This window comes from Planomonospora alba, from assembly GCF_039534085.1.
GTDB lineage: Bacteria > Actinomycetota > Actinomycetes > Streptosporangiales > Streptosporangiaceae > Planomonospora_B > Planomonospora_B alba.
On the sequence record NZ_BAAAUT010000047.1, the window covers coordinates 6444 to 27503 of the forward strand.

Below are 21060 nucleotides of genomic sequence, written 5' to 3' on the forward strand. Positions count from 1 at the left end.
TGTTGGCCATCAGGTTGACGTTGTCGGTGAGGTCCTTCCAGACGCCGGAGACGCCGCGCACCTGCGCCTGGCCGCCGAGCTGGCCCTCGGTGCCGACCTCGCGGGCGACGCGGGTGACCTCGTCGGCGAACATCGACAGCTGGTCGACCATGGTGTTCACGGTGTTCTTCAGTTCGAGCATCTCACCGACCGCGTCGACGGTGACCTTGCGGCTCAGGTCGCCCTTCGCGACCGCGGTGGTGACCAGCGCGATGTCGCGGACCTGCGCGGAGACCCGGGTGGACATGGCGTTCACGGCCTCGGTCAGGTCGCGCCAGCTGCCCGACATGCCGATCACCTGGGCCTGGCCGCCCAGCCGTCCCTCGGTGCCGACCTCGCGGGCGACGCGGGTGACCTCGGAGGTGAACATCGACAGCTGGTCCACCATGCCGTTGATGGCCTTGCCGAGGCGGCGCACCTCGCCCTGGGGCCCCTGGTCGAGGTCGATCCGGCCGGTCAGGTCGCCCTTGGCCACCGCGTCGATCACGTCGGCCGCGTCACTGACCGGCCCGAGCAGGGCGTCGATCAGCTCGTTCACCGAGTGCACGCTCTCGGCCCACGCGCCGACGCCGGGGCCGGGGGTGAGCCGCTCGCCGAAGCGGCCGTCCTCGACCACCTCGCGGCGGACCCTCATCAGCTCGTTGGCCAGATGCTCGCGGCGGTCGGCGACCTCGTTGAGCAGCAGGCGGATCTCGCTCAGGACGCCGGTGGGCGCGTGCGGCACGCGACGGCGGAAGTCGCCGTCGCGCCAGGCGAACAGCGTCTCGAGGAACGGCTGCAGGTCGGACTCGCTGTAGCGTCGCTCCTCGGCGTCGGGCACCGTGTCGGCCGTCGTCATCGCGGACCTCCTTGACTCCCGAAGGGGCGGCCCCGGGTAGTCCCAGTCTGTCACGATGCGCAACCCCCGGTCGTGCCTTCGTTTTACCCGTGCCGGTGCGGACTGTGGTAATCAGGGAACGATGACCACCGCTCCCCGAGCACTGCTCGCCGCGACGTTCACCCCGGGCGAGACCGCCGTGCCCGCGGTCAGACGGTTCACCCGCGAGGTGATGACCGCCTGGGCCGCCGCCCCCGTCCTCCCCGCGGCCGAGCGGCTCTCCGCCGAGCTCGCCGGCCAGGCCGCCGACGCGCCGTTCGAGGTCGTCTGGAGCCACCTGGGGTACGGCGTGCGGGTCGAGGTGCGGCAGAAGGACGCCTCCGCAGCGCCCCCGCGGGCGCCGCAGGCGCCGGTGGAGGAGTGGGGGGTCACCTTCGGCGCGGAGCACCGCGTGCACTGGGCCTGGCTGGCGCTGCCCGGCGCCTCCGGCGAGCGGGTCCCCGAGTGGGTCGAGGAGGAGCCCGCGGGCCGGGGCCCGATCTGGCTGCGCTTCCTGGCCGACGCCAGCGACCTGCTCGCCGGCACGCTCGACCCGGACATGGTGCCCGCGATCATCGCGCAGGTCGCGGTGCCCCGGCTGGCGGCCTGGTGCGCGGTCTACATCTGGAACGACGACGGCACGCCGCAGCGCCCGGCCTACCTGTGGCACGCCGACGAGGGGCGCATCGACGAGCTGCGCGAGATGCTCGCCGGCAGCCCCGTCCCCGCCGACGGCGGCACGGTGCAGCTGGGCGACTCCCACGTGTTCGTGATCCCGCTGCTGGCGCGGGGCCGGTCGCTCGGCGCGATGTGCCTGGGGCGCCCTGAGCGCTTCTCCGACGAGGTCATGCAGTACGCCGAGGACATCGCCCGCCGGGCGGCCCTCGCCCTGGACAACGCGCTGCTCTACGCCCAGCAGGCCGCGGCCAACCGGGCGCTGCAGCGCAGCCTGCTCCCGCCCGACGACCCGGGGGAGATCCCCGGGCTCGACCACGCCGTGGTCTACGAGCCCGCGGGGGAGACCAACGAGGTCGGCGGCGACTTCTACGACCTGTTCGCGACGGGGAACGGCACCTGGCGCTTCGCGGTGGGAGACGTCTGCGGGACCGGTCCGGAGGCCGCGGCGGTCACCGGCCTGGCCCGCCACACCCTGCGCCTGCTCGCCCGGGAGGGGTACGGCGTGGCCGCGGTGCTGGGCCGCCTCAACCAGGCGATCCTGGAGGAGGGCGAGCGGGCCCGGTTCCTCACCCTGCTCCACGGGGAGATCACGCCCGTGGAGACCGGCCTGGAGCTGCGGCTGGTCTCCGCCGGCCACCCGGAGGCGCTGCGGCTCAAGCCGAGCGGCGAGGTCGAGACGGTGGTGACCTCCCAGTCGCTGCTGGGCGTCTTCCCCGAGGTGGCCTTCGAGGCCGAGACGGTCCATCTCGATCCCGGCGACGTGCTGCTCGCGGTGACCGACGGGGTGACCGAGCGGCGCCGGGGCGACCGGCTGCTCGACGACGACGGCGGGCTGGCCGGGCTGTTCGCCGAGTGCGTGGACCTGTCGGCGGGGGCGGTGGCGGCGCGGATCCGCCGGGCGGTGCAGGAGTTCGCCCCCGAGCCGAGCGCGGACGACATGGCGATCGTCGTCCTGCGCGCCCGCTGAGCCGTCGCCTCCCGCCGACCGGTTCCGCGCCCGACCGGTCCCGCGCGCCCGGCGCCGTGCGTCCGGCGGCTCAGGAACCGGTCTTCAGGTGCCTGCGGACGAAGTCGAGCTGGACGGCCATCTGGGCGATGCGCTCGGAGACGACCAGCGGGCCGCGGCCGGCGCCGTACCGGTGGACCTCGTGCGGGTGCCCGCGCCCGGCGAGCCGGGCGACGTAGGCCTCGACCTGGCGGACCGGGCAGCGCGGGTCGTTCTCCCCGGCCAGGATCAGCACCGGCGCCTCGACCCGGTCGACGTAGGTGATCGGCGAGCAGTGCGCGTAGCGCTCCGGCCACTCGTCCGGCGGGCCGCCGAGCAGCGCCCGGTGGTAGGCCCGCAGGGACTCCGGCTCGTCCTCGTAGGCCGCCGCGTGGTCGGCGATCGGGGCGGCCGCGATGCCCGCCGCCCAGGACTTCGGCTCGGTGCCCAGGCCGAGCAGCGTCAGGTAGCCGCCCCAGGCGGATCCGGCCAGCACCAGCCGCTCCGGGTCGGCCAGGCCGCGGGCCACCATCGCCTCGCGCACGGCCGCCACGTCGGCCAGCTCGATGTGGCCGACCTCGCCGGCCAACGCGTCGCGCCAGGCGGAGCCGTACCCGGTGGAGCCCCGGTAGTTGACGCGCACGACCGCGAAACCGAAGTCCACCCAGGCCGCCACCTGGGGCAGGAAGGAGTCGTCGTCCTGCGCGGCGGGACCGCCGTGCAGCAGGAAGACGGCCGGGTACGGGCCGGCGCCGCGCTCGGGCCGGGAGACCAGGGCGTGGACGCGCCCGCCGGGCCCGTCCACGTCGACGTCCTCGACCGGGACGGACGGGGGCGAGGAGGGCCCGCCGTGGCCCAGCACCACGTGGCCGCGGCTGGAGCGGATCACCGGCGGGTGGGCGCCGCTGGACCAGGAGTACTCCACCGTGCCGTCGGGGCGGGGCGCGGCGGCGTCGATCAGGCCGTGCTCGGTCTCGATCGGGCTGAGCACGCCTCCGGCCAGGTCGTAGCGGTACAGGTGGGTGCGGCCGCGGTGGGTCCGCACGATCAGCAGGGAGCGGCCGTCGGCGTACCAGTCGGCGGTGATCTCGCCGGGATCGGGCAGCCAGATCTCCCGCTGCTCGCCGCTGACCGGGTCCCAGACCAGCGGCTCGCGGCGGCCCCGGCGCTCGTGCAGGGCGAGCAGCCGCCGATCGCCGGGGACGGGGGAGAAACGCAGGCCGGTGACGCCCTTGCCGGGACCGTCGTACAGCTCGCCGACCACCGCGCCGGACTGCCGGAGCACCCGCAGCGCGGGGTGCCGGGCGTCGCCGTGCTCGCTGTGGCCGATCGCGGCCAAGGAGGCGTCCGCGGAGACCGCGACCGCGCAGGCGGCCTCGGGATGGGTGTAGAGCACCCGCGCGGGGCCGCCGGGCCGCAGGAGGTGGACGGTGAACCCCTCGCCGGGCCGGGCCATGCCGATCAGCGCGTCGCCCGTCGCGGCCAGGGCGATCCCGACGGGGTGGCCGGGGGCGAGGTCGACGGGCTCGTCGGGGCCGCCGGTGAAGGGCTGGCGCATCCAGCGGCCCCACTCGTCGCCGCCGGGGTCGTCGAACCACCAGATCCACCGCCCGGTGGGGTCGATCGTGCCGTGCGAGGTGCCCGTGGGGCGCGAGGTCACCTGGCGGGTGACGCCCTCGGCGCGGTCCCAGGCGTAGACCTCCCAGGCGCCGGAGGCGTTGCTCCGGTAGACGGCGCGGGAGGGGGCCTGCCGCGCCCAGACGGGCAGCGTGACACGGGGCGCCCGGAACCTGGCCTGCCAGCGTTCCTCCGCCTTCATACGGCGCGTCCCTCCATCAGGGGCATCGGCTCCACGCACGCGAGCGCGGGCTCGCCGGGTTGCCGTCCAGTATGTCGCCTCCGACGCTGGTTTGCTTAAAAAATGTGTGCAATTTCGGACTAAATGTCACTTCAGTAACATGTGCGGCAAAGCTGGGCGTCAAGTCATTCTCTTGATCTTAAGTATGGTTTGAAGGTAGAAATACGGAAAGAAGCGGTCACTTCACTTGTCTCAGGGAGCTCCGCGATTCTTCTCCGCATGGCCTCGGAATCCACGTGCCATGCGCTCGGCCCCATTCCCACGACGGCCTCGACCGCGTCCCGCCTCAGCGCCATGGCGAACTCGTGCGTGGACCGCCCCGTCTCGGAGAAGTGGCCCCCCAGGCTCTCGGCCGTCCGGCGTTCTTTCGAGTCGTCCACCGAGAGCAGGCCCAGCCGCTCCACCAGCGGGTGCAGGTGCCGCGAGGTGGGCGTCACCACGACGAGCGCGCCGCCGTCGCGCAGGATCCGGGCGAACTCCGGCCCGTTGCGCGGGGCGAAGACGTTGACGAGCACGTCCACCGCGCCGCTCGCGACCGGCAGCGGCCGCCACACGTCGGCCACCACCGCGCCCAGCCGGGGGTGCGCCCGCGCGGCCCGCCTGACCGCGTGCTTGGAGACGTCCAGCGCGATCCCGGCCGCGCCCGGGAGCCGGTCCAGCACCCGGGCCAGGTAGTGCCCGGTCCCCGCGCCCGCGTCCGCGACGACGGCCCTCCCCGCGCCGCTCCGGCCGCTCCCCTCGGCCCGCTCTCCGGCCGCGGGTCCGTTCTCTCCGCCGCCCCGGCTCCCCTCCCCGCGACTGCCGTCCGCCGCCATCGCCGTACGGCAGGCGGCGGAGACCGTCTCCGCGACCGCCTCGGCGAGCGGGTCGAAGTGGCCCGCGCCCAGGAACGCCTCCCGGGCCGCCACCATCTGGGGGCTGTCGGCCGTGCCCGGCGCGCGCGAGCCGGTCAGCAGGCTGACGTATCCCTGCCGGGCGACGTCGAACGTGTGCCCGGCCGGGCAGCGCAGCGCCCGCTCCCCGAGCGCCAGCCGGTCCGCGCAGACCGGGCAGACGAGGAACTCCACGATGTCGGCCAGCATCCCCCCATCATCCCGCCTCCGGCGGCGCGGCCGGTTCCGGGCGAGGGGTCTGCGGGGCGGGCTTGGCCGTGATCGGGACCGTGACGCCGCCGAGCGGTTCCCGGTCATGGCCTATCCGGCGAAGAAGTGACAAGCGGCATGCAAGGATCTCTCAAGTCGCTACCGGTACGAATGGTGTCCATGAGGAAGAGAACTGTCATCGGTGGCGGACTGCTCGCGCTCGTGCTCGCGGGAGGGCTGACGGGGACGGCGCAGGCCGCCGCCGACCGCGTCCACCACTGGGGTCCCGTGCAGTCCGAGGGCGGCCACGGCGGCCACGCCAAGGCCGACGTCTGGCTGGACGACTTCGACTCCGAGCGGTTCGTCGTCTCCGGCAAGCTCTACGACCGCGACCGGCACGCCGGCCACTGCGCCTACATCCGGGTGAAGTTCCACTACGTCAGCGGCGGATACGGCTGGTCGCAGGGGCGCTACACCTGCTCCTCGAAGGGCGCGGCCTTCACGTTCTCCTCGGACGGCGAGGTCCACCGGGCCGACGCCAAGGTCTGCGTCCTGGACCGCACGCGCAGCAAGATCCGGCTCCGCAACTGCCACACCGACGCCATGAAGGCCTCCGTCGTCGCCGACTGGCCGCGGTAGACACCGCGCTCCCCGGACGGCGGTCCCCGGGGACCGCGACCGCTCCGCTGCCGCGGCTCCGGCGGCCTCGGGAGGCGCGGCCGTGACGGAACCGTCGCCGCGCCCCGCTAGAGCGGTCCGTACGGCGCGGCTGAGACGGGGCGGCGGGAACGACGGCCGTCCCCTCACGGTGTCCGTGGCCGGTTTTGTTCCGGCGTGCGTCCGCTGCCACGCTGGCACCGTAGCCCCGGACCGGAGGAGGAGAACGCATGCCGCACGAGCCCATGACCGTCGCGGGGGTCGAGGTGTTCCCGCTCTGCGACGCGGTCGGCCCGATGGGGGAGTCGATCCGGCGGCCGCTGCCGGAGATGTTCCCCGGCGGCTGCCACCACGACGGGGAGTGGGTCCTGCACTTCCACTGCTACCTGCTGCGCGACGCGGCGGGCCGTACCGTGCTGGTGGACACCGGGATCGGGCCCGAGGACGCGCCGGCGGCGAGCTGGGCCCCGGTGCCGGGGAGGCTGGCGGCCGAGCTGGCCCGGGTGGGGACCGCGCCCGAGGAGGTGGACGCGGTGGTCATCACGCACCTGCACAGCGACCACGCGGGCGGGGCCGTGATCGGCGGGGCGCCGGTCTTCCCGAACGCCGACCACGTGCTCCAGCGGGCCGAGGTCGGCGCGGCCTCCGAGGCGGTCCTCGACCGCGTCGTCCGCCCGCTGGGCGACCGGCTCCGGGTGGTCGACGGGGACGCGGACCTGTTCTCCGGCATCCGGGTGCTGCACGCCCCCGGCCACACCCCGGGCCACCAGATCGTCCGGGTGGGCGACCTGGCGCTCACCGGCGACCTGGTGCTGCACCCCGCCCAGCTCGCCGAGCCGAAGGTGCCCTACCTCTACGACGACGATCCCGAGCTGGCCGTGCGGACCCGCGTCGAGGTGCTGGACCGGGTCAGGGCCGAGGGCGGGACGATCGCCACCGCGCACTTCGCCGAGCCGTTCACGCCGCTGACCTGACGCGGGACTCCGCGCCGGACGCGCGGGACGTGCCCGCCGCGGTCGCCGTGCCCGCCGCGGCCCGCACCGGGCGGGCCGCACGGACGCGCCGGGGCGGCGGGTCAGGACGGCTGGGCGGCGAGCGCGCGGCGGGCGATCGTCCGGTAGCGCAGCACCTGCACCGTCCCGAGCAGCCAGAACGGATACTGGACGGCGAACGCCCAGCGGAAGGACTCGGTGCCGGTCTCGCCGTGCAGGTCGAGGGCGACGCCGATGAGGGCGATCACCGACATGGAGGCGACGAAGCCGCCGCCGTTCACGATGCCGGTCGCCGCGCCGATCCGGGCGACCGGGTTGAAGGTCCGGGCGTAGTCGAAGCCGATCATCGAACCGGGGCCGTTGGCCGCCAGGACCACCACGAGCACGACGAGCAGCCAGAGCGGGGCCCGGCCCGGCCAGGCGAGCACCGCGGTCCACGCCCCGGCGGTGGTGCCGATCACGGCGAGGACCAGCCGTGAGCGGTGGAACGGGAAGCGCCCGGCGAGGTAGCCGAGCACCGGCCCGCAGACCATGCCGCACAGCGTCAGCGTGGACAGCAGCACGCCCGCCGTGGACGGGTCCAGGCCCTGCCCCTGGACGAGGAACGGATAGCCCCACAGCAGCAGGAACGCGGCGCTGGAGCACTGGGTGGCCGCGTGGGTCCACATGCCGAGGCGGGTGCCCGGCTCGGCCCAGGCGGCCCGCAGGCCCGGCGGCGTCCCGGCCGCCCGCTCCGGGCGGGTGTCGCGCAGGACGGTCAGGAGCAGGAAGGCGGCCACCGCGCCGAGCCCGGCCGCGGCCAGGAAGGTCGGGGTCCAGCCGTAGGCGTGCAGGGAGTGGATGAGCGGGACCGCGGAGGCGAGCGCGCCGAGCTGCCCGATGATCCCGGTGAGCTGGACCAGCAGCGGGTTGCGGCGGGCGGAGAAGTGGAGGTTCACCAGGCGGATCACGCTGATGAACGTCATGGCGTCGCCGCATCCGATCAGCGCCCGGCCCGCGACGCCGGGGACCAGGCCGGAGGAGAAGGCGAAGACGAGCTCACCGCAGGCCATCACCATCGCTCCGGCGACCAGCATGCGTTTGGAGCCGAACCGGTCGACCAGGACGCCGACGGGCACCTGCATGCCCGCGTAGACCAGCAGCTGGAGCATGGCGAGCAGGGAGAGGCCGGATGCCCCGACGCCCAGCCGGGCGGCGGCCTCGATGCTCGCGACGCCGAGGGACTGGCGGTGGAAGACGGCGATGACGTAGGCGAGAAGACCTGTGACCCAGAAGATCAGTGCTTTGGGTGGGGGTCGCATGAGCTGAATATTACTTTTGTCTATTTTTGGAATGTCCTTGGGGTCCGCCGGACCTCCCCCGACCGGGCACGGTGGTCCCGCCCCGCCCCGCCCCGGCCCGCACGGGACCGGACGCCGGTACGGCATGGGCGCGGGCGTCGCGGGCGGGTAGTCTGGACGGTGGCGCCGTCCCGCGCCCGACCTCCTTCCCGGTGCTCACGCCACCGGCCCCGCGGAGGTAGAGGGGACCCTGGTGTTCTCGGGACGCCGGTTGTGCATGCCCTGGATCCGGCGGGGCGGCGGGAGCGTGGGTCCCGGCGCGGCGCCGTGCGCAGGGAGCACGAGATGACCAGCAACAAGTCCTTCAAGGGCCGCGTCCGCGCCCGGATGGCCAAGACCGGCGAGAGCTACACCGCCGCCCGCCGCCACCTCGTCCCCGGGGTCCCCGGGGTCCCCGGGGTCCCCGGTGGCGATGCCGGTGACGTCCCCGCGGCTCCGGACGCCGGGGAGCTCACGCCCTCCGCCCAGGAGGCCGCCGTGGGCGGAGAGGCCGCCGGTGAGCCCGTGGCCTCCCCCCACGAGGCGACGGTCTCCGACGACGCGATGGCGGCCCGGACCGGCCGCTCGCGCGACGACTGGTTCGCGCTGCTGGACGCCTGGGGCGCCGCCGGGTGCCCGCACGGGGAGATCGCCCGCTGGCTGGCGGAGGAGCACGGGGTGGCGGGCTGGTGGGCGCAGAGCGTCACCGTCGCCTACGAGCAGGCGCGCGGCCTGCGGGTCCCCGGCCAGCGGCGCGGCGGTGACTTCTCGGTCGGCGCGAGCAAGACCATCGCCGTCCCCGCGGAGCGGGTCACCGAGGCGTTCACCGACGACGGCCTGCGCGCCGGCTGGCTGCCGGATGCGCCGTTCGAGGTCAGGACCGCGCGTCCGGGCAGGTCCGTCACGGCCGACTGGGAGGGGCGGGCCGCCGTCTCGGTGCACCTGGCCGCACTGGACCCGGGCAGGACGCGGGTCTCCCTCCAGCACGGCAAGCTCCCCGACGCCGCCTCGGCCGCCGCGATGAAGGCCTACTGGCGGGAGCGCGTGGCCGTGCTCAAGCGGATCCTCGAAGCCTGAGCCCGCCGGGCCGCCCGGGGCGGGCGCGGTCCGGAGGGCAGGCGCCCGGGTGCCGGCGGCGCGGTGCGCGGGCCTTCCCGGCGGCATCCCGGCGCGTCGCCCCGCCGGGGCCCCTCACCGGCGCGGGTAGCGGATCAGGAGGCCGGCGTGCACGTCCTGGTCGCCGAGGGCGGTGTAGGTGTGCGGGACGTCGGAGCGCCAGGAGATGTGCTCCCCGGGTCCGGCGAGCAGGGGCGCGTCGGCCGGTCCGGCGCGCAGCACCCCGCTGAACACCGTGAGGTGCTCGGTGACGCCCTCGTGGTGGGCGGGGGAGGTCTGCGCCGACCCTGCGGGGACGACGAGGCGGTAGAGCTCGAAGGTGGCGGCCTCCTCCTCGAAGACCTGGAGCAGCACGCCCTGGACGGCGGTGCCGCGCACGACCGGTCCCGTCCCGACGGCGGCGGCCAACGGGACGCCGAGCTGGGCGGTCACCGCCCAGAGGGTCTCCAGGGTCGGGTTGCGCGTGCCGTTCTCCAGGCCGGAGAGCGTGGCCTTGCCGACCCCGGCGCGCCGGGCGAGCTCCGAGAGGGAGATGCCGCGTTCCTGACGTAATCTGCGGATTCGCTGCCCGACATGGGATGTGTCGGGCTCTGCGGGTGGACGGGGGCTTTGTGCGCCGGGCTCCATAGGGATATCGTCCATCACGACGGCCGTTCCGTTTACGGAACGCCCGGGCGCTGCGAGGCGGCCGGGGACGGGCCGTGAGGGGGCGTCCGGCCGGCCGGACGCCTCCGGGGAGAGCCGGGCCGCGCGCGGACGTGCCGCGGGGGATGTGAGGGACCGATGGACCGCCTGTTGCAACCCGTGCTGGCCGGTGTGGTGACCGCCCTGGTCGGCTTCGCCAGTTCCTTCGCCGTCGTCCTGGCCGGGCTCCGGGCGGTGGGCGCCGACTCCGGGCAGGCGGCGTCCGGGCTGCTCGCGCTCTGCGTGGCCGTCGGCGCCACGGCCGTCTGGCTGAGCCTGCGGACGCGGATGCCGGTCAGCGTCGCCTGGTCCACGCCGGGCGCGGCGCTGCTGGCCTCCACCGGCGCCGTCGAGGGCGGCTTCCCCGCGGCGGTGGGCGCGTTCGTCGTCTGCGGGCTCCTCATCGCCGTCGCCGGGTTCCTCCCCCTGCTCGGCCGCTGGATCGCGGCCATCCCCGCGCCGGTCGCGGGCGCGATGCTGGCCGGGGTCCTGCTGGACCTGTGCGTCGCACCGGTACGGGCGCTCGTCGAGGTCCCGGCGATGGCCGTGCCGGTCGTGCTGGTCTGGGCGCTGCTGAGCCGCCTCGCGCGCGTGTGGGCGGTGCCGGGGGCCCTGCTGGCCGCGGTCGCGGCCATCGCGCTGACCGGTCCCGGGCCGGGGGCGCTGGACGCGCGCCCGGTGGTCGAGCTGACCGCGCCGTCCTGGAGCGTCTCGGCGGTGGTCGGCATCGCGCTCCCGCTCTTCCTGGTCACCATGGCCGCGCAGAACGTGCCGGGCATGGCGGTCCTCGCCGGGTACGGCTACCGCCCCCCGCTGGGCGGCGTCCTGGCCGGGACCGGACTGGCGAGCGTCCTGGCGGCCCCGCTGGGCGGGCACGCGGTGAACCTGGCCGCGATCACCGCAGCCCTGGCCGCCGGGCCCGACGCCGGACCGGATCCCGCCCGGCGGTGGATCGCCTCCGTCACCGCGGGGATCTCGATGATCGTCCTGGGCCTCGGAGCGGGCCTGGCGACGGCCCTGGTCCTGCTCTCCCCGCCGGTGCTCGTCGAGGCCGTCGCCGGCCTCGCCCTGCTCGGCGCGCTCGCCTCGGCGATCACCTCGGCCGTCGCCGATCCCGAACGGGTGCAGGCCGCGGCGGTCACGTTCGTGGTCACCGCCTCGGGGGTGACGCTGCTCGGGGTCGGCGCGGCCTTCTGGGGGCTCGTGGCGGGCGGGCTGATGACCCTGCTGCACCGGCGGCGGGCGCCGCGGACCGCGCCCGGCGGGACGGCCGGTGACGCCGCGCCGGGGGATGCCGTGTCCGAGGAGGCACCCGGGCGGGCCGCGCCCGGCGGGACGGCCGGCGGGCCCGTGCCCGCTGGGGCCTCTCCCGGAGGGGAGCCCACGGGCACGGGACGGGAGTCCGCGACCGGTGAGGGTCTCAGCCGGCGGTGACCGGGACGCGCTCCCCGGGCAGGGCGTCCGGCTCGTCCGGCCCGCCGTCCCGGCCGGAGCCGCCGGGCTCCTCCGCCTCGTCGGCCCCGCCGGGCTCGTGGTCCAGCACGGGCAGCCAGCCCAGCCGGCGCGGCAGGTACCAGTTGGCGTCGCCGAACAGCTTCATCGTCGCCGGCAGCAGCACCGCGCGCACGACCGTGGCGTCGACCAGCACGGCCACGGCCAGGCCGATGCCCATCTCCTTGAAGGACAGCAGCGACATCGTGCCGAAGACGGCGAACACGCCGACCATGATGAACGCCGCGCTGCTCACCACCCCGGCGGTCGTCCTGATCCCGTAGGTGATCGCCTGCTCGGTGGGCATGCCCCGGTCGAACGCCTCGCGGATCCGGCTCAGGATGAACACGTGGTAGTCCATCGACAGGCCGAACAGGATCACGAACAGGAAGAGCGGGAGCCAGCTCACGATCGAGCCGGTCGAGGTGAAGTTCAGCAGCTCCTCGCCCCAGCCGTACTGGAAGACCACGACCAGCACGCCGTACGCCGCGGCCACCGAGAGCAGGTTCAGCACGATCGCCGTCACCGCCACGACCAGCGACCGGAACGACACCAGCAGCAGCACGAACGCCAGCAGCAGCACGAAGCCGAAGACCAGCGGGACGGTCCGGCCGAGCTGGGCGTTGAAGTCCATCACCGCGGCCACGCTGCCGTAGACGTGGGCCTCGCCGACCCGTCCGAGGGTCTGCGGCACGACCTTTTCGCGGAGCGTGCGCACCGCCCGCTCGGAGGCCTCGTCGGAGGGGCCCGCGCCCACCAGGCCGAAGGAGACGACGGCCACGGTCCTGTCCGGGTTGACGGCGACGCCGAAGGGTCCCACCGCCTCGCCGGTGGCCAGGGCCCGCTCCTCGAAGCGCCCGATCTCCTCCCGCACGGGGGCCGCGGTCACGTCGTCCGCCGTGACGACGACGGTGGCGGGGGCCTTGTCGGCGGGGAAGGCGGCCTCGATCCGGCGGAACGTGTCGACCACCGGGTAGTCGCCCTGCAGGTCCGCCAGCCCGGCCTGACCGGTGCGCAGGTCGAACGCCGGGACCGCCATGCCGATCAGCAGGCCTCCGGCGAGCAGCACGGAGACGAACGGACGGCGCAGCACCGCGGCGAGGATCGCGTTCCAGACGCGGCCGCCGCCCTCGCGCCCGCCGAGCCTGCGCCGCCAGGTGCGGCCGGTGAGCCTGCGGACCGCGCCGTGCACCACCCGGGCCTCGATCTTGTCGCCGATCAGGGAGAGGATCGCGGGCAGCGCGGTCATCGAGCCGACCACGGCGGTCAGCACCACCAGGATCGTGCCCTGGGCGAACCCGATGAAGATGCCGTTGCCGGTCAGGAACATGCCCGACATGGCGACGATCACGGTGATGCCGGAGATGAGCACCGCCCGGCCCGACGTCGCGGCGGCGATCTCCAGCGCCCGCTCCCGGCCGCGCCCGGCGGCCCGCTCCTCGCGCTCCCGGCGGATGTAGAAGAGGCTGTAGTCCACGCCGACGGCCAGGCCGATCAGCAGCATCAGGTTGGTCGTGGCCGAGTCGACGTGGAGCAGCTGGCTGGTCAGCGCGAGCAGGCCGACCGCGCCGAGATAGGCGGTGAACGCCACGACCAGCGGGACCACCGCGGCCAGCAACGCCCCGAAGGCGGCCAGCAGGATGCCGAAGGTCAGCGGGACGGACAGCAACTCGGCCCGGGTCAGGTCGTCGGCGAGCGCGTCACCGACCATCAGGTCGGAGCTCGCCTCACCGGCCTGGTCGATCCGGAACTCCGGATGGGCGCGCTGGACCTGCGCCACGGCGTCGATCACGGGCCGCACCCGCTCACCCGCCGTCGCGCCCTCGCCCTTCATGTCGAACACCACCAGCGCCGACCGCCCGTCGGCGCTGACCGGCGCGGGCGCCTCCTCGCTGTACGGCGTGCGCACGTTCTCCACCCGGCCGGTGGCGAGCACCGCCCTGCCGACCTCCTCGGCGACCCGCCGGAAGTCGGCCGGGGCCTTCCCGTCCCGGGTCTGGATCAGCACGCTCTCCGCGGCGACGTCGGGGAACCCGGCCGCCTCCAGCACCGTCGCGGCCTCGCGCGCCTCCCCGTTCTCGCCCTCCCAGGACCGCATCTTCTCCGTGCCGACGGCGTTGCCCACCAGGGTGGCCGTCACCACGAAGGCGATCCAGATCGACAGCGCGGCCCAGCGGTGGCGCGCGCTCCATCCCCCTATGGACGCGGCCATGTTCCTTCGGCGTGCCATGGTTTCCCCTCGTTCGATCCCTACAGTGATCGAACCTAGGAGCGGCGCAGGTCAGGGGCATCGGCCGCGGATGCCGTCTTCGGGTCGTCCCCCGTGGGGAGGAGGACGGGGCGGGTCCGACCTGAGGGCTAGGGGACGACTCCGGTGCGAGGTCAGGGGGATCTCAGGGTTTCCCAGCAGACGGACGCGCCGGTACGGGGCGCGGAGCCGTACCGGCGCGTCCATCGGGAGCGGGCGCGGAGCGCCCGCGGCGGCGTGCCGCGGGCCGGTGCCCTCCGGCAGGCGGACCGGAGGGCACCGGCCGGTCTCGGCGGCGCCGCGGGACCGGGGACCGCCTGCCTCAGCGGCGGTGCGAGGTGCGCTCGTGGCGGCCGGCCACCAACTGGTCGGCCGAGCGGTCGGACTGGCGGGGCACCTCGGGCCTGGGGTGGGGCATCGTGGGCTCGTCCCGGTCGGCGACGCCGTCGCGGTCGCGGTCGGCGGCCGAGTGCACGTCCCGGTCCGCGGGCGGGGCGGCGGGAGTCCGCTCGAGCTTGCGCTCCAGCTCGCGCTTCTCCTCCTCCAGCTGCGCGACGCGGTCACGCGCCGCGAGCCGGGAGTCGCGCAGCCGCCGGCGACGGGCGGCGGCGCGGCGGAAGCCGGCGAGCAGGAGTGCCAGGCCGAGCAGGAAGACCGCTCCGGTGACGACGCCGGCGAAGAAGAACTCCAGCTGCGAGAGCTGGAACGTGCGATCGAAGACCGTGAACGACGCGGTGGCGGAGGACGTCGCGGCCTCGTCCCAGGAGACGGCGACCACGGCCGCACCCGCGAGTACGATCAAGAGAAGTCCCAGCACTACCATCGTGACCTCATCTCGGCTGCGGATGTCGTGGGATCTCTGCTGCCCCCGCCCCACCGGATTATTCGCCGCCATACCGGTGTTTTGCCGATACGTGGTGGACATCGACGCCGTGGTGATCGGGGCCGGGCAGGCCGGCCTCTCCAGCTCCTACTTCCTGACCAGGGCCGGGATCGGGCACGTGGTGCTCGACCGCTCCCCGCGCCCCGGCGGCGCCTGGCAGTTCCGCTGGCCGTCCCTGACCCTCGGCGCCGCGCACCGCGTGCACGACCTCCCCGGCCTCCCGCTGGGCGTCGCGGACGCGACCCGGCCGTCGTCGGAGGTCGTCTCCGAGTACTTCGCCGCCTACGAGCGGGCGTTCGCCCTGCCGGTCCGGCGACCGGTGGAGGTGCGCGCGGTCCGCGAGGGCGCCGGCGGGCGGCTGCTGGTCGAGACGGCGGAGGGGGACTGGTCCGCGCGGGCGCTGGTCAACGCCACCGGCACCTGGGAGCGGCCCTTCTGGCCCCGCTACCCCGGGCAGGAGACGTTCCGCGGCCGGCAGCTGCACACCGCCGGCTACCGGAGCGCGGAGGAGTTCGCCGGCCTGCGGGTCGTGGTCGTCGGGGCGGGCGCCTCGGCGATCCAGCTGCTGATGGAGATCGCCGGGACGGCCGCGGAGACCGTCTGGGTCAGCCGCAGGCCCCCGATCTTCCGGGAGGGCCCGTTCGACCAGGAGGCCGGCCGGGCGGCCGTGGCGCGGGTGGACGCCCGTGTGCGCGCCGGACTGGTGCCGGGCAGCGTGGTCGGGGCGACCGGCTACCCGCTGACGCCGCAGGTCCGGGCCGCCCTCGCGGCCGGGATCCTGAACCGGCTCCCGATGTTCCGGCGGATCGCGCCGGACGGGGTCGTCTGGGAGGACGGCCGGTCCGCCCGGGCGGACGTGATCCTGTGGGCCACCGGGTTCCGGCCGGTCGTCGGCCACCTGGCCCCGCTCCGGCTGCGCGAGCCCGGCGGCGGCATCCGGGTCGAGGACACCGTGGCGGTCCGCGACCCCCGCGTCACGCTCGTCGGCTACGGGCCCTCGGCCAGCACCGTCGGGGCCAACCGCGCCGGCCGTACCGCCGCGCGGCACATCGGCGCGCTCCTCGCCGCGCCGCTGGCGGCGTGAGCGGGCGGGCCCGCGCACGCCGCCTGGCTAGGCTGACGGGGTGGACCGCACCCGGCTTTACCGCGACGGCGTCCTGGTGGGGGAGGACCTCCCGATCGCCGAGGCGGTGGCCCGCGCCGCCGAACCGGGCGCCGTCGTCTGGTTCGACCTGTGCTCCCCCGCCGGCGAAGACATGGCCCTGGTCGGCCGGGAGCTCGGCCTGCACGAGCTGGCGGTCGAGGACGCCGGAACGGACCGGCAGCGCCCCAAACTGGACGTCTACGACACCCACCTGTTCATCACCGCCTACGCGGCCGTGCTCGCCGGCCGGAGGCTGGACCTCGTCGAGCTCTCGGTCTTCGTGACGGAGAACGCCCTGGTGACGGTGCGGGAGAGCCCGGCGTTCGACATCGAGGGCGTGGTCAGGCGCTGGGACGCCGGCGCCCGGATGGCCCGGTACGGCGTGGCGCACCTGCTGCACGGCCTGCTCGACCACGTCGTGGACGGCTACTTCGGCGTGCTGCAGCCGCTGGACGAGCAGATCGAGGCGCTGGAGGAGGAGCTCTTCGAGGACGGGGCGGCCGACCGGCGCGGGCAGTACCGCCGGACCTTCGACGTGCACCGCAACCTGGTCAGGTTCCGGCGGGTGGCCACGCCGATGCGGGAGGTCGTCGGCGGCCTGCTCCGCCGGGGCGCGGACGTGGTCCCCGCCGGGCTGGTCCCGTACTACCAGGACGTCTACGACCACACCCTGCACGTCATCGAGTGGACCGACTCCCTGCGCGAGCTGGTGGGCAACGTGCGCGAGGCGCACCAGAACCAGCAGGACATCAGGCTCAACGAGGTCATGAAGAAGGTCACGAGCTGGGCCGCGGTCATCGCGGTGCCCACCCTGATCACCGGTTTCTACGGCCAGAACGTGCCCTACCCCGGCTCCGGCGAGCCGTCCGGTTTCTGGATCTCGACCGTCCTGATCGTCGCGGGCACCTTCCTGCTCTACCGCGTCTTCAGAGGCCGCGGCTGGCTCTGACCGGTTCCGGCCGTCCGGGCGGGGTCCGTGTCGACCAAGCCCGGGGCGGGAATCAGTGAAATCGCGGTCGGCGGACGGTCTTTCGGAGGCGGTGGGTGAGCACGCGGGGAGCGGTCACCGCGGTCCTGGTCGCGGCGGTGGCGTTCGCGGCGACGACGCGGCAGGACACCGGGGCGGTGACGGGGCCCGCGGGCACGCGCGCGGTGCGGGCCGCGCCGCTGGACAACCCCCGCGGTCTCAAGCCCGGGCTGGCCCCGGTCGCCGCCCGGGACAGGTCGGAGGCGGTGAGGCTGATCAAGCGGCTCAGGGTCGCCCCCATGGGGTCGAAGGCCGGCTACTCGCGGGCCCGGTTCGGGGAGAACTGGGCCGACACCGCCACGGGCGTGCCGTACGCGCGCAACGGCTGCCGCACCCGCGACGACCTGCTCGCCCGCGACGGCGAGAAGGTGCGCTACCGCGCGGGCTCGCGGTGCGTGGTGGTCGCGCTGGAGCTGCGCGACCCCTACACCGGCAGGACCATCCGCTGGAGCAAGCGGCGGGCGGACGACATCCAGGTCGACCACGTCGTCCCGCTGTCCTACGAGTGGCGGATGGGCGCCTCGCGCTGGTCCGCGGCCAAGCGGGAGCGGATCGCCAACGACCCGCTCAACCTGCTGCCCGTGTACGGCAGGGCCAACGAGGACAAGGGCGGCTCGGGCCCGGCCTCCTGGCTCCCGCCCCGCCGCGAGGTCCGCTGCGCCTACGTGGTGCGGTTCGCCCAGGTCGCCCTGGCGTACGGCCTGCCGGTGACGCGGGCCGACAAGGCCGTCATGCTGGCCCAGTGCCGCTGAGCGCCCGCCGCGGACACCCCGGGACGGGGACGCGAGGGCCGCGCCCGGGACGGGGCGCGGCGGGGCGGGGTCAGAAGCGCCGGAGGATCGCCTGCTTGGCGAGGGCGAACTCCTCGTCGGTGAGCACGCCGTCGCGGTGCAGGCCGCCGAGCTCGCGCAGGCGGCGCAGGAGCGCGTCGTGGTCGTCCGGGCCGTCGCCGGTCCCGCCGGCGCCCGCGGAGGCCGGGGCGGCCGGTTCGAGGGCGGGCGGGGCGCCGGAGGCCGACGGGTGCGGGAGCCGGGCGGTGACGGCCGCCACGAGCATCGCGACCGTCCGGGTCTCCTTCTCCAGGCCCCACAGCACCAGGCAGTGCGGGTCGTGCTTGGGCGGGAGCCGGTGCGCCACGCCCCTGACCTGGAACCGGACGTATCCGTTCTCCAGCCCGGCGGCCGGGATCCACTCCACGGCGGCCAGGTCCGCGATCGTGATGCGCTGCGGTCCGGCGGACCTCTTGGCCGACTCGACCGACCAGTTCCACTCCAGGCTGATCGTCTCGCCGTCGAACGTCGCGGTCCCGTCGCCTCCCGCCGCCGTCAGCGGCACGCTGGGGCCCGGCATGAGATAGCGGGAGGCCGGGCCGTCCGGGACCTGTTCGATGACCAGCGCGTTGCGCACCTCGTCCACGAGATATCCGGCGACGCCGGTGCGGTCGGCGTCGACGGCCAGCTGGTAGGGGTCGGCCGCGTCCGAGATCCGGCCGCGGGCGGCCTGGGTGAACGGGTCGGCGCCCTCACGCAGGCGGAGCCGGAGCCGGCCGCCCTTCTTCCCGGGCTCGTAGGAGATCCCGGCCACGGCCTCCAGCGGGACGGCCACCTCGCCCAGCAGCTGCCGCAGCTTGTGCACGCCCCTGTCGCGGCCCGGCACGATCCGCAGGACCTCCCCGTCGAACGTCCACGTGCCGTCCTTGCCCATGACCTCCGCCATAGGTGGGATCCTACGCAGATCCGGACATGTCGCACCGGTACGGGGGGTGGAGCGGGCCGGTGAGCCATGCTGGGATCAAGGAGATCGCGGACGAGACGACCCGGAGGGGCGATGGCGGGCGGGTTCCGGAGAGTGGTCAAGGACGTCAGGGCGCGCCGGAACCTGGACGTCTACGCCGTCGCCGCCATCGCGCTGATCTTCGCCGTGCTCTCGGTGATCGACGACGTGCTGTCGGAGAACCTCAAGTGGACCGTGGCCCTGGCCGGGATCGGCCTGCTCGTCTACCGGGTCGCGGTCCCTCCCGAACCGGCGCAGCGCACCGACGACCTGCTGGGCGACCGCTCGGCCTTCGAACGGGTGCCGCTGCACGTCCGCTTCCGCCAGGCGCGCGACATCCGGATCCTCGCCCCCTCGGCCGTCAACCTGCTCTCGCCGCAGACCTGCGAGCTGCTGCGGAGCACCGTGCTGGCCCGTCCCGACGGCACGCTCCGGGTGGTGGTCCTCGACCCCGCCGAGACGGCGGCCGTCGAGATCGCCGCGGCCCAGCTCGACGACTCCGTCGACCTGCCCGTGCAGCGGCTGCCCGACGCGGTCCGCACCACCCTCGGCCACCTGCGGGCCATGGGCCGCTGGCAGGTCAAGGGCGGCTTCGAGGCGCGGCTGCTGCCGTACAGTCCCGGGTTCAGCCTCGTCGCGCTGGATCCGGACACCGCGCACGGCAAGGTGATCGTCGAGACGCACGGGTTCCGCAACACCTCGACCGCCTCCCGCATGCACCTGGAGCTCACCAGCGAGAACAGCCCCCACTGGTACGCCTACTGGCTCCAGCAGTTCGAGCACGCCTGGCAGAGCGGTTCGCGCCTCGACCCCGGCCCCGGTCCCGGCGCGCGGCGCGACCCCGGTCCCGGCGCGCGGTGAGGGCCGCTCCGGGCGGGTACGGCGGGCGGAAGTTGTCACGGAGGTGAGCGGTTCCGCGGGGCGGAATGTGCGCCGGTGCCAGGAGACTCCTATTTAACGCCGGAGTAACGTCCGACGTCAGGAGGCACCGTGACCGCTGTCCATGACGCCGAACGGCCGCCGGCCGACATCCCCCGCGAGTTCGCGGAGGTGTTCCGTCCTTACCTGGACGACCTGGCCGACGAGATGATCGAGGAGATCCGGGCGAGCGTGCCGGAGTACTCCCGGCCGAGCGGCACCTACGCGCGCACCGTGCGGCGGGCCGTGGAGGAGGCGCTCGCCGGGTTCGTGAACCGGGTCGGGGACCGGCGGGTGAGCCGCACCCGGCTGCTGGAGGTCTACCGGAGCATCGGCGGCGGGGAGGCGGGCGAGGGCCGCCCGCTGGACTCGCTCCAGTCCGCGCTGCGCATCTGCGCCCGGGTCGCCTGGCGGCGGCTGGCCGCCGAGTCCGAGCGGCTGGACCTCTCCCGCCAGCACATGTGCGACATCGGGGAGGCGATCCTGGTCTACCTGGACGAGATCGCCGCCGCCGCGGCCGAGGGGTACGCGGAGGCGCAGGCCAGAGCGGCCGGGGAGCTCGAACTGCGCCGCCGCAGGCTGCTCGGCCTGCTCATCGCCGACCCGCCGCCCGACGCCAGGGCCGTGGACGACCTGTCCCGCTCGGTGGGCTGGACCCCGCCGCGGACCGTGGCCTGCGTCGCGCTGGCCCCGCGCCGGCCGGGGGATCTGCCGCGGCCCGCGCTCCCGCCCGACGTGCTCGCCGACCTCGACCGGTCCGACCCGTGCCTGGTCGTGCCGGACCCGGACGGGCCGGGGCGGCAGGCGCTGCTGCACCCGCTGCTCCCCGGCTGGATCGTGGCCGCCGGGCCCGCGGTCCGGGTGGGGGAGGGCGCGGTCTCGCTGCGGCTGGCCGTACGCGCGCTGGACCTGGCGCGCCGGGGCGTGCTCGGCTCCGACACGGTGATCAGGGTGTCCGAGCACGTGTCGACGCTCATGATCTTCCGGGACGAGGCGCTGATCCGGCTCATGGAGCGCACCCGGCTCGCGCCGCTGCGCGGGCTGCGGCCCGGACGGCGCGACCGGCTCGCCGAGACGCTGCTGGCCTGGCTGCAGAGCGGCTACAACGCCAACGAGGCCGCGGCCCGGCTGCACATCCACCCGCAGACCGTGCGCTACCGGCTCCGCCAGGCCGTCGAGCTCTTCGCCGACCAGCTGAAGGATCCGGACGGCAGGTTCGAGCTGGAGGCCGCGCTGCGGGCCTGGGCGCTGCGCACGGGCATGCGCGGCGACCGCCTGTGAGGCCGGAGCGCTCCCGGGCGCGTCCCCGG

The 21060-nt window shown here is 74.9% G+C and carries 18 protein-coding genes; 10 read left to right on the forward strand and 8 right to left on the reverse strand.

Annotated elements, in window-relative coordinates; all coding sequences use genetic code 11:
• A partial coding sequence (locus tag ABD823_RS25165) for a HAMP domain-containing protein (RefSeq protein ID WP_344863667.1) occupies positions 1 to 877 on the reverse strand: 877 nt, incomplete at its 3' end.
• 121 nt (positions 878 to 998) lie between these two features.
• Between ABD823_RS25165 and ABD823_RS25170 the strand changes: the two genes are divergently transcribed.
• The gene (locus ABD823_RS25170) at positions 999 to 2540 is read left to right on the forward strand and encodes a PP2C family protein-serine/threonine phosphatase (protein WP_344863669.1); all 1542 of its coding nucleotides are present in this window, start codon (positions 999 to 1001) and stop codon (positions 2538 to 2540) included.
• Between the two features lie 70 nt (positions 2541 to 2610).
• Here the strand turns inward: ABD823_RS25170 and ABD823_RS25175 are convergent, their stop codons facing one another.
• Positions 2611 to 4377 carry a S9 family peptidase gene (locus ABD823_RS25175; RefSeq protein ID WP_344863671.1) on the reverse strand — a complete coding sequence of 589 codons (1767 nt, stop codon included), beginning with the start codon at positions 4375 to 4377 and terminating at the stop codon, positions 2611 to 2613.
• Positions 4378 to 4541: 164 nt separating this feature from the next.
• Entirely contained in the window at positions 4542 to 5498 is a 957-nt protein-coding gene (locus ABD823_RS25180; RefSeq protein ID WP_344863673.1) for a putative RNA methyltransferase, read from the reverse strand.
• Positions 5499 to 5678: 180 nt separating this feature from the next.
• On the opposite strand from ABD823_RS25180, the gene ABD823_RS25185 reads away from it, so the two are divergent.
• Positions 5679 to 6137 carry a hypothetical protein gene (locus ABD823_RS25185; protein WP_344863675.1) on the forward strand — a complete coding sequence of 153 codons (459 nt, stop codon included), beginning with the start codon at positions 5679 to 5681 and terminating at the stop codon, positions 6135 to 6137.
• Positions 6138 to 6385: 248 nt separating this feature from the next.
• Positions 6386 to 7129, forward strand: a complete 744-nt coding sequence (locus ABD823_RS25190; protein WP_344863677.1) for an MBL fold metallo-hydrolase — start codon at positions 6386 to 6388, stop codon at positions 7127 to 7129.
• 101 nt (positions 7130 to 7230) lie between these two features.
• Here the strand turns inward: ABD823_RS25190 and ABD823_RS25195 are convergent, their stop codons facing one another.
• Positions 7231 to 8448 (reverse strand): MFS transporter, encoded by a 1218-nt coding sequence (locus tag ABD823_RS25195; protein ID WP_344863679.1) that lies wholly within the window; start codon positions 8446 to 8448, stop codon positions 7231 to 7233.
• A 324-nt stretch (positions 8449 to 8772) separates the two neighbouring features.
• Here ABD823_RS25195 and ABD823_RS25200 point away from each other — a divergent pair, with 324 nt between their 5' ends.
• The gene (locus tag ABD823_RS25200) at positions 8773 to 9543 is read left to right on the forward strand and encodes a DUF4287 domain-containing protein (protein WP_344863681.1); all 771 of its coding nucleotides are present in this window, start codon (positions 8773 to 8775) and stop codon (positions 9541 to 9543) included.
• Positions 9544 to 9657: 114 nt separating this feature from the next.
• On the opposite strand, the gene ABD823_RS25205 is transcribed toward ABD823_RS25200, so the two are convergent.
• On the reverse strand, positions 9658 to 10224 hold the full coding sequence (locus tag ABD823_RS25205; RefSeq protein ID WP_344863683.1) for a helix-turn-helix domain-containing protein: 567 nt from the start codon (positions 10222 to 10224) through the stop codon (positions 9658 to 9660).
• A gap of 141 nt (positions 10225 to 10365) precedes the next feature.
• Here ABD823_RS25205 and ABD823_RS25210 point away from each other — a divergent pair, with 141 nt between their 5' ends.
• A complete protein-coding gene (locus ABD823_RS25210; protein WP_344863685.1) occupies positions 10366 to 11700 on the forward strand; it encodes a benzoate/H(+) symporter BenE family transporter in 1335 nt (444 codons plus the stop codon).
• Here the strand turns inward: ABD823_RS25210 and ABD823_RS25215 are convergent.
• Together ABD823_RS25215 and ABD823_RS25220 are read right to left on the reverse strand one after the other, a co-directional pair.
• Entirely contained in the window at positions 11687 to 13987 is a 2301-nt protein-coding gene (locus ABD823_RS25215; RefSeq protein ID WP_344863687.1) for an MMPL family transporter, read from the reverse strand. The two genes, ABD823_RS25210 and ABD823_RS25215, sit on opposite strands and share 14 nt — an antisense overlap.
• Positions 13988 to 14327: 340 nt before the next feature.
• The gene (locus tag ABD823_RS25220) at positions 14328 to 14807 is read right to left on the reverse strand and encodes a hypothetical protein (RefSeq protein ID WP_344863689.1); all 480 of its coding nucleotides are present in this window, start codon (positions 14805 to 14807) and stop codon (positions 14328 to 14330) included.
• A 121-nt stretch (positions 14808 to 14928) separates the two neighbouring features.
• On the opposite strand from ABD823_RS25220, the gene ABD823_RS25225 reads away from it, so the two are divergent.
• The 3 genes from ABD823_RS25225 (at position 14929) to ABD823_RS25235 (ending at position 17811) form a co-directional block, all read left to right on the forward strand.
• Complete coding sequence (locus ABD823_RS25225) at positions 14929 to 15972, forward strand: NAD(P)-binding domain-containing protein (protein ID WP_425566657.1); 1044 nt, start codon at positions 14929 to 14931, stop codon at positions 15970 to 15972.
• Positions 15973 to 16012: 40 nt separating this feature from the next.
• Positions 16013 to 16981 (forward strand): magnesium transporter CorA family protein, encoded by a 969-nt coding sequence (locus tag ABD823_RS25230; RefSeq protein WP_344863691.1) that lies wholly within the window; start codon positions 16013 to 16015, stop codon positions 16979 to 16981.
• A 95-nt stretch (positions 16982 to 17076) separates the two neighbouring features.
• Positions 17077 to 17811: an HNH endonuclease family protein gene (locus ABD823_RS25235; protein ID WP_344863693.1), complete on the forward strand. Its 735-nt coding sequence runs from the start codon at positions 17077 to 17079 to the stop codon at positions 17809 to 17811.
• Between the two features lie 70 nt (positions 17812 to 17881).
• On the opposite strand, the gene ABD823_RS25240 is transcribed toward ABD823_RS25235, so the two are convergent.
• On the reverse strand, positions 17882 to 18775 hold the full coding sequence (locus ABD823_RS25240; protein WP_344863695.1) for a DUF4429 domain-containing protein: 894 nt from the start codon (positions 18773 to 18775) through the stop codon (positions 17882 to 17884).
• A 111-nt stretch (positions 18776 to 18886) separates the two neighbouring features.
• Between ABD823_RS25240 and ABD823_RS25245 the strand changes: the two genes are divergently transcribed.
• Positions 18887 to 19693: a hypothetical protein gene (locus tag ABD823_RS25245; RefSeq protein WP_344863697.1), complete on the forward strand. Its 807-nt coding sequence runs from the start codon at positions 18887 to 18889 to the stop codon at positions 19691 to 19693.
• A 129-nt stretch (positions 19694 to 19822) separates the two neighbouring features.
• Positions 19823 to 21031, forward strand: coding sequence for a PucR family transcriptional regulator (locus tag ABD823_RS25250; protein WP_344863699.1), 1209 nt, complete (start codon positions 19823 to 19825; stop codon positions 21029 to 21031).
• Positions 21032 to 21060: the final 29 nt, after the last annotated feature.